Here is a 14,592-nt window from a genome sequence, read left to right on the forward strand (position 1 = left end):
CCAGGAGTTATGGGGCTTTTTTGTGCGTGGGCTACAATATTGACCCATGATGGTAACGTCTGGCCAACACAGCTTCCTGATACCGTCGCTTGAGGCGATGGTGTCCACCTATTTTGATCTGACCCCGAAATATTGGACATCAACATTGGGGGTATCACGAAAGAGTACGCAGAGCGTATGCGTCCGGCCAAGTCATCTATCGAGCCCCGCAGGGCCAAGACATGGTGTGCACTTAAATTTAAGTGGGCACCAGTTCTAGCCTTTTAAGCGGGTATTTCATGCAGCCAACACGCCGTTCCTATTCCAAATCCTTTAAGTCCCAGGTCATTCAAGAGTGTGCCCAGCCCGGCGCTTCGATTGCCAGCATCGCCCTCGGCCATAGCCTCAACGCAAACCTCGTCCACAAATGGATTCGGGTGCAAGCGCAGAAAAGCACGGCGCTGCCACCAGCATTTATCCCATTGCCTATGCAAACAACGGCGCACGTATCTTCATCGAATATCAGCGTTGAGATTCCGCACCCACGCGGCACCGTCAAAGTGAATTGGCCAGCCGATAGTGCTGCTGCCTGCGCCGCTTTTCTTCGAGACCTGGTGCGATGATCCGCATCGACGCCATCTGGCTCGCCACCGAGCCCATATGGCGGCACGTCGCTTGAACCAAGGTAAATTCCATTGGACAGGCGTTCGGCAAGGCAGTGAAGTGCAGTTGGATACCGAGCAACTTCAGGCCTTGGTGCTTGGCCTACCCTGGCAACGCGTTGGCGCTGGCGGTGCAATCACGCTGCTTTAAAAACTGTAATTAGTGTCTGGGCTGGCTGTCGCCAGTGGTCTGCTTTGGTAAAATCCACGGCATGACTTCCTCGCCCAATCTCGATCAAATGACTCCCGACCAACTGCGTGCATTCGCTGCGCAGTTGCTGTCGCAAGTCGAGACTATGGGCAAGACGGTCGAGACCATGGGTAAGAAAATCAACCGCGATCAAACGGTGATCGAGAAGCTGACCCATGAGATTGCACAACTCAAGCGTTTGAAGTTTGCCAAGCGCAGCGAGCAGATGAATCCTGAGCAGGCCAGCCTGCTTGATGACCTGATCGATACCGATATCGCGGCGATTGAGGCCGAGCTTCAAGCCTTGCAGATAGCACCAGCGGCGATCGAGAAAAAGCAAAAGCCCAAACGCACGGCATTGCCGGCAGAATTCCCACGCACATTGATCCATCACGAACCGGACAACACCCACTGCCCATGCGGCTGCGCACTCAAGCGCATCGGTGAAGATGTCAGCGAAAAGCTGGACTACACGCCGGGCGTGTTTACCGTTGAGCGCCATGTTCGTGGCAAGTGGGTTTGCGATGACTGCGAAACGCTAATCCAGGCACCGGTGCCGGCGCAGGTCATCGACAAGGGTATCCCGACTGCAGAGGGTTACTGGCCCACGTCATGATCGCCAAGTTCGCTGATCATCTTCCGCTTTACCGTCAGGAATCGATTTTTGGTCGTGCAGGCTTGGCGATTCCACGCTCGACTTTGGCTCAATGGGTGGGCATGACGGGCGTGCAGTTGCAGCCCCTGGTCGATACCCTGCGTGACGTAGTGATCGGGCAGCAGGTCGTGCATGCGGATGAAACACCCGTGCAAATGCTCGCTCCGGGCTCGAAGAAAACCCACCGCTCTTATGTTTGGGCTTACGCCACCAGCCAATTCTGCGAAACAGCCGCTGTCGTCTACGATTTCAGCCCCAGCCGCGCCGGTGAGCATGCTCGCAACTTCCTGCAAGGCTGGAAAGGTAAGTTGGTCTGCGACGATTTTGGCGGTTACAAGGCCAGCTTCGAACTCGGCGTGACCGAGATCGGCTGCATGGCCCATGCCCGGCGCAAGTTCTTCGAATTGCACGCAACCAACAAGAGCCAGCTCGCCGAGCAGGCCCTGCGCTACATCCAGTTGTTGTACGAAATCGAGAGCGAAGTGCGCGACCTGGAGCCGGATTTACGGCGCCGAATACGGCAAGAAAAAGCCGTACCGGTGATGGATAGGCTGCATGCCTGGATGATCGCCCAGCGTGATCTTGTGCCCGAAGGCTCGGCCATCAGCAGAGCACTCGATTACAGCCTGAAACGCTGGGCGGCGTTGTCGCGCTACCTCGATGACGGGGCCGTACCCATTGATAATAACTGGGCGGAGAACCAGATCCGACCATGGGCTCTTGGACGCAAGAACTGGCTCTTCGCCGGCTCGCTACGCAGCGGAAAACGGGCGGCGGCGATCATGAGCTTGATCCAGTCTGCGCGGCTGAATGGTCATGACCCGTATGCCTATCTAAAGGATGTTCTCACGCGCTTGCCGACACAGCGGGCGAGTGAAATCGAGCAGTTGCTTCCGCATAAGTGGCAGCCGGTTTAATTACGCAAGGCGTGATGCCCGGACGCATACCGCAGAGCAGGTGAAATTGTCGGTTATTGAAGAGTTGTTCGGGGAGCGCAGGTCACAGAGAGGTCGCGCATCGTCATGGGGTAGATGCTTCATCGCTTCGAAAGTGGATCGCGGCATATCAGGCGCTTGGTGCCGCAGGCCTCAAAAGTAAGAGAAAGAAGAACTACAGCCCTGAGGTCAAGCTGAATGTATTGCAGCGCATGCGAGAGGAAGAGCAGTCCTATCGCCAAGTCGCTGCCCTGTTGATATCCGGAAATCCGACATCATTGGCGAATGGGAGTGCTGGTATGATGATGCCGGTTTGAAGGCCTTGTCCCGGCAGCCAGGAAGCAGACTTCACAAAAAAATAACAAACCTCATACCGTCTACTCAGCTTAAATCTTCGGACAATGAAGCTCGTATTCGTGATGATTTGCTGGCCGAATTGAGTCAGTTGCGGATGGAAATTGCTTATTTAAAAAAGCGCGCTGCCTTGGTTCAAGCGAAGGAACGAGTAGCGCAGCGGAAAAGGCGCAAATCGTGATTGAACTGAGGCAAGAACACACTCTGGAAGTCCTTCTGAAATGGGTTGGTCTGGCCCGTAGCACTTTTTACTATCAACAAAGGTGTAGCAATCCGTTGATAAATACGCGGAGCTGAAGTCCAGAATTTGTCCAATTTTTGATGAGCACAAGCGCCGATATTGCTATCGCCGTATCACTGCTGCCGTTCGGCGAGCGGGTCACCTCGTGAACCACATGACTGTTCAGCGCCTCATGGATGCTGATTCCACGACCATTCGGACACCCATTCCACCAACATCCGGACACTGATTCCACGCTGATCAGGACACTCATCCCACAAGCATCCGGACACCGATTACACGGTCATCCGGACACTCAGGCAGCAACGCAGGACTATTCACTACTATCGACCTCTTTTTTCGAAGCGAAGAGGTCGTCGTGGAGCGTTTATCCACGCGTAAAATCCGAGAGGTACTACGCTTAAAGTTTGACGCCGGCCTGTCCGTGCGCAAGATCGCCGCCAGCTTATCCATCGGCCATTCGAGTGCAGGGGATTACCTTTGCCGGTTCGCCGCAAGTGGGCTTCAGTGCCCATCGATATTTCTGACGCAGAGTTGAATCGACGGCTGTTTCTACCGGCAGTGCCAGTGCCGACCGATAAGCGCCCAATGCCTGACTGGGTGTAGGTACACGCGGAGTTTCGCCGCTCCGGCGTCACTCTGGCCTTGCTCTGGCAGGAATATCGACTCGCTCACCCGCAAGGCTTCCAATACAGCTGGTCTGCGAGCACTACCGCCTTTGGGCCGCCAAGGTCGACGTGGTCATGCGCCAGGAGCATCGTGCTGGCGAAAGCTGTTTCGTCGATTACTTCGGGCAAACCGGCGAGATCCGCCAGGCACAGATCTTCGTCGCCGTTCTCGGCGCGTCCAGCTACACCTTTGCCGAGGCCACCTGGTCGCAGAAACTGCCCGACTGGCTGGGCTCGCACGTCCGATGCTTTGCTTCTTTCGGCGGCATAACGCAGATCCTGGTGCCCGATAATCTGCGCAGTGGCGTGACTAAAACCCGCCATTACGAGCCGGATATCAATCTCAGCTACCGCGATCTGGCCGAGCATTACGGCGTCGCCGTCTTGCCTGCTCGCTCGCTCGCTCGCGCAAGCCCAAGGACAAAGCCAAGGTCGAAGTCGGCGTGCAAGTGGTCGAACGCTGGATCCTGGCGGTGCTGCGCAACCGCCAGTTCTTCTCGCTTGGCGAACTCACACAGCCATCGCGCTACTGCTGGATCGCCTCAACCACAAGCCCTTCAAAAAGCTGCCCGGCCCACGCCGGTCAGCCTTCGGCGCCTCTGCAAGGGCTGCCGGAACACCCGTACGTCTATGCCGAATGGAAAAATTTACGCGTCCATATCGACTATCACGTCGAGGTCGATGGCCACTTCTACTCGGTGCCGTACCAGTTGGTGAAGCACCAACTCGGAGTACGACTCACCACCCAGACCGTCGAGTGCTTCCACGCCAACCAGCGCGTGGCCAGCCAGCGTCGCTCGCAGCACAAAGGCTGCCACACTACCCAAACCGAGCACATGCCCAAGAGCCACCGCGAGCACGCCGAATGGACTCCACAACGGTTGATCCAGTGTGCAGAGCAGACCGGGCCTAACGCTGCTGGCATCTCGCCTACATCCTCGAACGCCGAATCCACCCACAGCACGGCTTCCGCGCCTGCCTGGCCATCCTGCACCTGAGCAAACAGCACGGCGAAGCGCGGCTGGAAGCCGCGTGCCAGCGTACGCTGGCACTGGGCGCATGCAGTTACAAAAGCCTGGAATCGATTCTGCGCCAAGGGCTGGAGCGCCTGCCGCTGGCCCAGCAAAACCTGCCACTGTTGCCCGACGAGCACATCAAACTGCGCAGCCCCGGCACTACCACTAGCCTGAAAAAGGAGCTTCGAAATGCTACCGAATCCTACGCTGAAGAAGCTACAACCCTTGCGTCTGCACGGCATGATCAAGTCGCTGGGCGAGCAACATGCAACGCCCGATATCAATGATCTGAGCTTCGAGGAACGCTTCGGTCTGATAGTCGATCGGAGGTGACCGAGCGCGAAGATGCCCGAATGACCACTCGCCTCAAGCCGCTCGGTTGCGCCACAACGCCTGCCTGAAAGATATCGACTACCGCAGCCCGCGTGGCCTGGACAAGGCCATGATCCTGCAACTGGGCGGTGGCTAGTGGCTGCGTGATGGCCTGAACTTTATCATCGGCGGGCCAACTGGCGTAGGCTAAACCTGGCTCGCCTGCGCGCTGGCCCACAAGGCCTTCCGCGACGGCTACAGCTTGCGTTACCTGCGCCTCCCTGCGCTGGGGGTAGCCCATGGCGACGGCCGCTTCGCCAAACTGATGGCCGGCTATGCCAAGACTGACTTGCTGATTTTGGACCACTGGGGCCTGGCACCGTTTAGCGCCGGGCAACGACGCGACATGCTTGAGCTGCTGGACGACCGCTACGGCAACCGCTCGACGCTGGTCACCAGCCAGATGCCCGGTGGACAAATGGCACGCACTGGTCGGCGATCCGACCTTAGGCGACGCGATCCTCGACCGTCTGGTGCACAACGCTTATCGAATTGAGTTGAAGGGCGAATCGATGCGCAGACGCGCAACGAAATTGACGACGGCAGGGGCTTCAGACTAACAATGCGAACCTGCGTCGCTGCGCTCCGACTGCCTGTCCGGATGAGCGTGGAACGGGTGTCCGGATGGCGTGGAATCCGCATCATGGGCGAGCTTCAGTTGAAAAGCCGTGCGCGTATAAAGAAATACCGCGCCTGTACAGGCGAAGAGGGTCAGGTAGCGCCGAACCTACTGAAATGGAAGTTCGATAGCAAACGACCAAACCAGAAATGGGTAACCGATGTGACCGAGTTTCAGATCGAGGGCAGAAGCTTTACCTCTCGCCGATCCTTGACCTCATAACGGCGAAATAATCGTCTTCAAGACCGCGAGGCGCCCGCTATTCGACATGGATGGCGCGATGCTACGGCAGGCTTTTGAGAGGCTGCGGCCACGCGATAAACCAATCTTGCATTCCGACCAGGGATGGCAGAACTGGATGCCTATCTAGCGTCGCGTGCTGAACGAACGTGCGGTAACGCCAAGCATGTCCCGCAAAGGAAATTGCTATGACAAAGCGGCTATGGAAAACTTTTTTCGTACGGTGAAATCAGAGTTTTTGTACCTGAACAAATTCAACAGTCTCGATTAGTTTAAGCAGGTATAGAGGACTACATACTCCTACATCTATGGTTACCCCCTTTTCTGCAATACTGTTTTTGATGTCGTGTTTGGCTTGCTTTCATCTATCCGGCGTTTGAGTGGGGTTTCACTCCGCGCCTCGATGAGAATCGATGCCTAACGACCCTAATTAGTTGAACGGCCTTTCAGCCGTGTGGGAGTTCAGGGTTGTCGTCAGGCCGGTTGGCCGTTCACGTCATCAGTTATCCAGCATCGCAAAACCAGGTGGGTGGTGCTCGGGCGACCGCGGGGTCAGGCGTTCATCGTGGCTGGCCCCGCATCGAATTCAGTGTGATGGGCCGCAATCGCCCAGTCGATTCTTGCCAGCTTATTGGCCAGCGCGCAAACCACGAGATTGGAGTGATGGCGGGAGGCTAATAGTTGGCGGACCCAATCTGCCCGGGCTCCTTTTTTTCGCTCCAGTTGTATCAAGTAAGCACGAGCGCACTGAATGAGCAGGCACCTCTGATTTCGATCGCCGCGCTTGCTGATGCCCAGCAACACGGTTTTGTCGCCCGAGCCGTGCTGTTTGGGTACTAGCCCGATCGACGCCGCATAGCCTCGGCCGCATTTGAACTGTTTGCCATCACCCAACTCGGCAGTCAGGGCACTGGAGGTGATCGGGCCGACGCATGGCATGGTCATCAAGCGAGACGGCAGATCATCTTCAGCGGCCTGGCATTCCACGTCCTTGTCCAGCTTTTTGACCTGCCCGTCCAAGTAATTGAAGTGCCCATGCAGCAGCATCAGATTGTTCTTGATGCGTTCAGAAAATGAACTGGTCTCCAGCAATGCTGGAAGCCCTCGGATGGCTTGGAAGCCGGGGGCCAGGCTGACGCCCATTTCCAGAAGGGCTGCGTGAATCCGATTGACGGCCGCCGTGCGGACTTTAATGAACGCATCGCGTATCGAGTTGGACATGGCTAGCACTTGCTGGGCCTGGGTTGCCTCGGCATCGGCGAAATTGTTTTTGTTGCTTTTCACGTAGGGGCGCACGAGATGAGGCGCAATGAGCTTGGGCGTATGTCCCAGTTTGGCGACTTCCTGCGCCATGAAATGGGCGCCGCCACAAGCTTCCATCACGACGGTGCTGGGTTCCCTGGTGGCCGCGATCATCTTGAGCATGCAGATGAAAGGAGTGTTTTCCGAGGTCGGTAGCGGCAATAGCTACGTTGTTAATGGCAATGATCTCCGATGAGCCCCCTGTGAAAGCTTAGTGGGCGATCACAGGGGGGGCGGGGGTAGCCACTTCATTAGTTGTACGCGAATCAGGCTGAAACCGGCGGGCATGAAAGGCGTCCAACTTTTCGGGATCAGTTGAATTTTAGGTGGACACCATCACCTCAAGCGACGGTGTCAGGAACCTATGTTGGACCGCACGGTTACATACAATCTTTCATCGTTGTCAGACAAGTAAACCGAGGGCTTTCAATGAAAGCCCTGATTTAAAAGTCTAAATATGTAGCGCCGTATTCATTGAAAACTATGCCGCTTGTTGAGATTTTAGATTGATAAAGTTTCATGGTGCTTACTACTCCACGCAAACAGTATTTTGAGTGCTGGATTCAGCGTTGTTCGATAGTGCTCCCGTATCTAACCGAACAATATAGGCATTGGCGGCTCCGTAATCAGAATCAGTCCAATAGTAACCATTATTTATGGTCCATCCGTAACTGCCCATATTACCCCACTCAGATTGCAAGCTGCCAGTCGCTCTGGGGCCTGGATTGTTTCCCGTTGCTTTCGTCAAACGCTGGTACCACGGCAGATCGGTGCCAGCTGCGCACTTTGATCGTGCGTTAGCTCGATTGCCCTTAAAGTTTTTATTATAAAACCAATAGGTAGGATTTATAGTATAAGTAACCGGAGTTCCACCCGCGATGTTATATACTTCATAAACGGCGCTACCTTTCGCTTTTAAGCGAATCCCCGCCCCCGCGTCTTGATCAACTGTAAATTTACTCGTGTCTGAAGAGCGATGCGTCCAGTTTTGAGACGAACGAACCCCGCTGAAGGCAAAGTTGGCACCGTCAAACCCCGTCGAAGGGAAGCTAAGATTATTGGCAAAACTATGCCCGTTGACGTCGGCATTTCCTAACGATGGCGGTGCTGCCGCCGAACCGGCGACACATAAGCCGCGCTCGCCGGTACCGGAGTCTGAAACAGAATTGCTCATGACTCCGTTACCGAGCTGCACTATTTGGTGCGTTCCTTGCGCGCCGCCCTTGGTGCCAGTCCAATAGCTGTTACCTGTGGCGACACCATAAGCGCCCATGTGACCAAGCGATGTCACTAAGGTCTGTAGCTCTGCGGTAGTGCCAGGACGCTTATTACCATTGCTTTGGCTGGCACAGGTTTTGGCCATGTCATACCAGGTGCCTTGGCCGAACGGTGCGTTCCAGGCAATTGAGCTCTGCAAGCCCAGCGTGGTAGCTGCCATAGCGCCAACCAGCGTGCTGGTGCGCGGTGTCACTTCAACTTTTAACTCTTCGGCTGCCGACGCCGATGGAATCGTCAGGCTCGGAAAGGTAAAGGTTTTAGCGGTTGCACCGCTCACCGCTGCGCCCTTCCAGTACCACTGATAAGTAGTGCCCGCTTCGGTACCACCGGTAAAGGTGTAATTGACTTGGAAACTGGCACGATCTGCTTTCGGCTTTTCAATAGCTAATCCGGTAAGAGTGATATTCGACACGGCTAGCGTGCCAACGGCCGTGACCGGAATACCGACTACCGTGTCGTAACTGGCCGGGGTGATTTCAACCACCAGCCATTTACCGCCATCGGCGGCCACTGGGGTATAGCTCACAGCGGTTGCCCCGGAAATCGCGGTTTTACCGGTGGTACCGTTGCTCGCAGTAGCGGTGTACCACTGGAAGCGTGAGCGGTCTGGAATGGTCGAGTTGCCGTTGTAGGTATAGGCCGCTGTTACAGGCGCCCCCACTACGGCTGCGGGAACACTGGCCGCTGTAACTGTGGGCAATAGCTCTGGCGTACCCGTCTTGGCACAGGCAAAGCCATAGACGTTCCCATTGTCGTTTGTGGACGAACGAGCATCTTCATGAATATAGAGGTAGCTGTGCCTCGAACCATCCCCTGAGGTCGTCCAGTAAACATTTCTCGCCCAGCCATAGGTCCTATTAAGATCGTCTTCCGATGCTGTCCCCACCGTATTCGCACGCGTATAGGTGGTAAACAAGGTCTGCAATTCGCCGATGCTGGGTAGGCGTGCACCTTGGCTCGCGCAGTACATATAGGCATCCCCCCAACGCTGGGAGTTCGGTGCTCGACTATAAGCCGCGGCCAACTGCGCTCGTGGCGGCAGCACTGGCGATAGGCTCACGGCGCTCGTCACCGGCGCCAGTGCCATATTGGGGTCGGCCGGGGGCATGGATCCCGGTTGGACCCGTACGGTCAAAAACTTTTTATTTTGCGCAGCCGTCGGGACGAAATTCAGAGCGGTGGCTCCCGAAATCGCCACGGCATCGGCAAACCACTGCACTTGAGCCAAGCTCGGATTTTCCAGATCACCATCAAGGTCGCTGTAAGCGTAAGCGGCCTGCATGTCGTCACCCTGAGCGGGGGTTCTTCCCGAGGCGCTGAGGTTGGTCATGTTAGGCGTGGTGAGCGTCGGTGCACGCCCCACGACTGGCGCTGTAACCGGTGAAGAGGTGGGGGCCGCGAGCAGTGATGTACTGCAAAAGACAGCTGCCAAGGAGCCAGAGATGAATCGCATTAGATATAGAGCCTCTTCTAAATCGCCATAAACGGCACGCCGTCAGCTAAGCGGCCTACAAATATGAGTACCGTTCCATCATAAGCTGGTAGTCGGGACTATGGTGCTGAAAAACTATCAAAAACCTTCAACTATTTGAAATTGCTGGTTTTTTTATAAGTTTCATTGACTGGTACCTAAGGGCTCGAATGAATTGGCTAGTACGCCGCCCTTCGGCTTCCCGGAACTTAACTGCAGGCCACTCGTTTAGAATCATTACGGAGTATGCTCGGTGATCGGCAGGACTACAGGACTACAGGACTACAGGACTACAGGACTACAGGACTACAGGATTGGACGAAGCCGTATGAAAAACAAGCGCAAAACTGGTCAAGATTCACATTTTAATGTAGCAGGCATTTGGGTATCGGAAGCCCGCGTGTTTATCGTTTAGCGACTTGTCCGTAACAAGTGGGTCTGCGACGACTGCGAAAGCCGATACAAGCGCCGGTCCCTGCGCAGGCATCGACAAGGGCATCCCGGCTGCCGGGCTGCTTGCCCGCGTCATGATCGAAAAGTTTTCTGACCATCTGTCTCTTTGGCGCTAGGGATCGACTTTGGGTCGAGCGGGCTTGGCGACTCCACGTTCTGGGTGGGCGATACTGGTTTGCAATTGCGGCCTCTGGTCGGTGCGCTGCGACGACATAGTGCAGGGGCAGTTGGTCGTCCACGCCGATGAACATCGGTGCAAATGTTCGCCCTAGGCGCGAAGAACACCCACCGTTCGTATGTCTGGGCCTACGCTATCAGCGAGATCTGCGGAACGGTACTACTGTTTATAACTTCAGACCCAGCCGCTCGGTGAACATGCTCGCAACTTCCTATGAGGCTTGGGCGCAAGCTGGGCTGCGATGATTTTGGCGGCTTCACAGCCAGCCTTGGATTTGACGTGACCGAGATCGGCTACATGGCGCGTGTGCTGCGCAAATTCTCGAACTGCATGCCATCATCGAGAGCAGGCTGGCCGAGCAGGCCTTCGCTACATCCAGTTGCGTTACAAAATCGAAAGTGCAGTCTGCGATCTGAAACCGGATTTTCGCCGTCGTACGGCAAGGAAGGACTGTGCCTGTGATGGAAACGCTGCATGGCTGGATGATCGTCCTGCGCGACCTCGGGCCCGAAGGTCAGCTATCAGCCGAGCCCTGAATTACAGCCTTCAATGCAGGCCAGCACTGTCGCGCTACCTCAAGACTCGCTGTATCCATAGACAGCAATTGGGCCGAGAGCCAGATCCGACCATGGGTTCTTGGACCCAAGAATTGGCTCTTCGCAGGGTCGTTACGTAGCGGCAAGCGGGCGGCAGCGATCAGATCATGAGGTTGATCCGGTCTGCGCGGCGGAACGGCCATGATCTCTATGCCTATTTGAAGTACGCTCTGACGCGACTGCCGACGCAACGGGCGAGTGAAATTGATCAGTTGCTGCCGCATAGGTGGACGCCGGGTTTACCCAGAATGCTCAAAAATGACGAATAAGGATCTTAAACTTCAAAGAGCTGACGCGCCTGCACCGAATCGGCGTTTCCGCTTTGTTCAAAAGGGAGGAAGTAACGTAGTTGCCATTGCTGTGTCCGAACGGCCTCTTTGGCGACTGGTTTGACCCAAGGTGGATAAACGCGGATAGCGCGCTTACCGCCTTTACCGTTAATTGCCATGATGCCCTTTGATGCAAGTATCTTCTGGTCGAAAACAAACTGTCCGCGATGCGTTGCATTGAATACACTCACCACAACAAAAGCTACGCCATCATCGATATCGAGAGGTGCAATGCTTCCTGACGTCGGGCGCTTCCATATTGTGACGAACTGCCCAATCTTCGTCGGTGTTGTTTTAGCTACACGGAATACAATGGTGTGTCCGTCGAGGCCAAAGCGGGAGGCACCATACTCGGCACTCTCAGCCTCGCGTAGAGCCAGATCCGTCAATTGCATTCCCGCCGGCGTGTACACGTCCTGGATAGCCGCTATCAGATCGTTTGGAATATGGCCGAGGGCAGGGTCTACCGCGCCTGCATATTTTGTGTCTTGTTCAGTTAAATCGAATTTCAAAGGGAACAACTCCTGAACCACTCGTTGACCATACGATCCAATCCAGAACATATGCTACGCCCTTCGACATACCGAGCGGACTGCGGCGTTTACATCGTGTAATTACGCGAGGTGGGATAGCCAGCCGCATAACCCATGACGTCGTGTATGGGTGAAGATCGGCTAGCCCTTATGTCACTGGCGTTTGGGTGTTTAGGGGTTACCTGATGAGTCACGGTGCCTCTACGTGAGTTGGCTTGCCCGATCTATCCCCTCATCACAGTGGTCTGTGCGCAGCATTGTTAGCGGGATCAGGCCGATGCATCATGAGCCATGAGCCATGAACACAAGGGCGGGGCCAGTCATTGCACGACACTCTCTACCCGTGTCGTCAGTCCTGGAGTTTGAGCAATGATCGATTACTGAATCTCAAAGTGCTGGGCCCTCAGCGCCTATACGGCAGAATCCCCTCGGCTGCGTAAACAGCCGCCCCACTTGGCAACAGTGAGCGGCTGTTCAGCGCCCTCGTTTCGCAGGCTGATTAACGCATGCTGTTCGGTAAAGAAAACTACTTCGCAGGCGTCTCGATCGACTCGTATGGATAGATCCGGCCCCATTCGGCGGCCATGTCTACGACAGTCCAGTCAAGGCGTTTCGCCTCATCAAGTGCCTTATCTAGACGGCCTATTTTTGACTGGCGATCATAGGCCCACTCTCGCTTGGCGTCGGTGTGATGAACCAATCCCATGAAGCGTTTGCCGGTTCCGGCAGCCGTCCACTGAAGCATGGCCAAGTCGCCATCCGAGTTGCCGAAAGCGAGAATTGGCCGGCGGCCAATGAGTGCATCAATGCTTTCTGGTTTTCCGGGGCCGTCACCGTTATGCGCAAGTTTTGGGGTACGCAGAAGGGATGGCTGGCCATCTTGGTATTGAAAGGCAGTAACAAACCGGGTCCCGATCACTTGTTCGGGCGGGATGCCGTATACCCGTTCGGCAAAGGTGCGCATGAATGCGGTGTCTCCACCCGAGACGATAAAGGTTTTAAAGTGCTGGCTGCGCAGGTAATCAAGCAGTTCCAGCATCGGCTGGAAGACCATTTCGGTGTATAGCTTGCCAGTCTTGGGATGCTGGGCCTGGCTTAGCCAGGTTTTGGCATAATCATCGAAGGCTTCGCTGGTCATTCCGGTATGGGTCGCGCCGAAGATCATCATGAACCCGTCCATGCCCGTGGCCGCGAGGGCCTCATGATCGTTTTCCAATACAGCTTTAAACGGCTGGGTGGTTTTCCACTCCGGGTGTTGGCTGGCGGTACGCTTGACCTCCTCTAGCGAAAACAAAAACTCAAAGTACATCGGCTGCTCGCTCCACAGCGTGCCGTCATTGTCGAACACGGCGATACGGTCTTCAGACTCGACAAAGTCCTTGCCATTCGGGTCGGTGACGGCCTGAACAAACGCCATGATATGGCTTTTCGAGGGCCCGTCGTTCCACGATGCCAAAGGCTCAGCGCCTATGGCTAACAGCGGCAGGGTTAACAGCATCGCCAGCAACAGTTGTAGGCCTTGGCGTGGTAGGGGCAAGCGCGTATGGCTCATAGAAACACCTTCTAATCAGCCGGAACCGAAGGGCTGCGGCGAGTTGGACATCACTCGTTTATTTTGAACAACGTTTTTTGGCAACGCTCAATCACACGTGAAGCAATAGACTCTCTCAGCCTCATGCCAACTGAGCCTAGCGCGATTGGCCGGTGACGACGCTTGTCTCGACATTTATCGGCCTATCCCGCGCATGATCAGTCGCGGCGAGCATGCTACCCGGCCTTGGCGGCTATAGATGTTTTTAGGGCGTCCTACAGCGAAAATCAGGAAAGCCCTACAGCCTATGATCTCCCGCAGGCCGCACAGTATTGCCAGTCTTCGTAAGAGCAGTGTTGCTGAGAGTTGAGCTCTTGGCTGCGCTCCATGGGCATCCGTCTTGTCCCCGCTGCAGGCGGACGTTGTGATGTCCGTCGATGACCTGTTGTATGAACGGCGGACACGGATTGTTGTGCCGCTCGAGTCACCTGACGATGGAATTATCAAATGAGCATTAGAGTGCTTGTCGTAGATGAACACCCGGTTATCCGATTGGCGTTGCGTACTTGGCTGGCCGAGCATGGTTTTGAGGTCGTTGCCGAAACGGGTGATGGCAAAGAGGCCATGCAGTTCATTCACGGGTACGAACCGCAAATTATTATGCTGGAGCCAGATACGCCGACCTTAAGTGGCTTTACGATCATGGAGCGTATCCGGCTGTTGGAGTTGCCGATAAAAGTGGTGGTGTTTTCCGCACAAGACTCCAGCTTTTTTATCAACAATTGTGTCGATTCGGGCGCGCATGCTTTTGTCAGCAAGACGCAAACAAAAGATGCGTTGTTTGCCGCGTTGCGTGCGGTTTCAGCCGGCCGTAGGAGCTTCCCCGACGGAGTCCGATTACCGACTGGGTTGGAGAAAAGCAATGATCCATCACGAAACCTGACCGGACGTGAGCAACAAGTGCTCCATTTGTGACATAAGGACTGCGCA

Annotated in this window: 8 protein-coding genes and 6 pseudogenes; 10 read left to right on the forward strand and 4 right to left on the reverse strand. The window is 55.5% G+C overall.

The annotated features are described in order from the left end of the window. Positions 1–278 precede the first annotated feature (278 nt). The 8 genes and pseudogenes from tnpA to NL116_RS01325 all read left to right on the forward strand — a co-directional run. Positions 279–602: an IS66-like element accessory protein TnpA gene (gene tnpA / locus NL116_RS01290; RefSeq protein WP_494375691.1), complete on the forward strand. Its 324-nt coding sequence runs from the start codon at positions 279–281 to the stop codon at positions 600–602. A gap of 37 nt (positions 603–639) precedes the next feature. Beyond that, entirely contained in the window at positions 640–792 is a 153-nt protein-coding gene (tnpB, locus tag NL116_RS01295) for an IS66 family insertion sequence element accessory protein TnpB (protein ID WP_494375692.1), read from the forward strand. 61 nt (positions 793–853) lie between these two features. After that, positions 854–2,403 (forward strand): annotated as a pseudogene (tnpC, locus tag NL116_RS01300) (IS66 family transposase). Between the two features lie 56 nt (positions 2,404–2,459). Continuing rightward, positions 2,460–2,738, forward strand: a complete 279-nt coding sequence (locus tag NL116_RS01305; protein WP_494375693.1) for a transposase — start codon at positions 2,460–2,462, stop codon at positions 2,736–2,738. 351 nt (positions 2,739–3,089) lie between these two features. After that, positions 3,090–3,245: an IS3 family transposase gene (locus NL116_RS01310; protein WP_494378164.1), complete on the forward strand. Its 156-nt coding sequence runs from the start codon at positions 3,090–3,092 to the stop codon at positions 3,243–3,245. Between the two features lie 129 nt (positions 3,246–3,374). Then, positions 3,375–4,858, forward strand: a pseudogene (gene istA / locus NL116_RS01315) (IS21 family transposase); the annotation flags it as partial. 31 nt (positions 4,859–4,889) lie between these two features. Further along, positions 4,890–5,632 (forward strand): annotated as a pseudogene (gene istB, locus NL116_RS01320) (IS21-like element helper ATPase IstB). A 77-nt stretch (positions 5,633–5,709) separates the two neighbouring features. Next, a pseudogene (locus NL116_RS01325) lies at positions 5,710–6,199 on the forward strand (IS3 family transposase); the annotation flags it as partial. A gap of 284 nt (positions 6,200–6,483) precedes the next feature. Here the strand turns inward: NL116_RS01325 and NL116_RS01330 are convergent. After that, positions 6,484–7,411, reverse strand: a pseudogene (locus NL116_RS01330) (IS110 family RNA-guided transposase). A gap of 351 nt (positions 7,412–7,762) precedes the next feature. Next, entirely contained in the window at positions 7,763–9,841 is a 2,079-nt protein-coding gene (locus tag NL116_RS01335; RefSeq protein WP_494375694.1) for a hypothetical protein, read from the reverse strand. Between the two features lie 556 nt (positions 9,842–10,397). Here NL116_RS01335 and tnpC (NL116_RS01340) point away from each other — a divergent pair. Then, positions 10,398–11,478, forward strand: a pseudogene (tnpC, locus tag NL116_RS01340) (IS66 family transposase); the annotation flags it as partial. Between the two features lie 5 nt (positions 11,479–11,483). Here the strand turns inward: tnpC (NL116_RS01340) and NL116_RS01345 are convergent. After that, on the reverse strand, positions 11,484–12,050 hold the full coding sequence (locus NL116_RS01345; RefSeq protein WP_494375695.1) for a MepB family protein: 567 nt from the start codon (positions 12,048–12,050) through the stop codon (positions 11,484–11,486). A gap of 547 nt (positions 12,051–12,597) precedes the next feature. Next, a complete protein-coding gene (locus NL116_RS01350; RefSeq protein ID WP_494375696.1) occupies positions 12,598–13,623 on the reverse strand; it encodes an HAD family hydrolase in 1,026 nt (341 codons plus the stop codon). A gap of 486 nt (positions 13,624–14,109) precedes the next feature. On the opposite strand from NL116_RS01350, the gene NL116_RS01355 reads away from it, so the two are divergent. Continuing rightward, on the forward strand, positions 14,110–14,577 hold the full coding sequence (locus tag NL116_RS01355; protein ID WP_494375697.1) for a response regulator: 468 nt from the start codon (positions 14,110–14,112) through the stop codon (positions 14,575–14,577). Positions 14,578–14,592: the final 15 nt, after the last annotated feature.

Source organism: Pseudomonas sp. FBCC-B1667 (assembly GCF_059133255.1).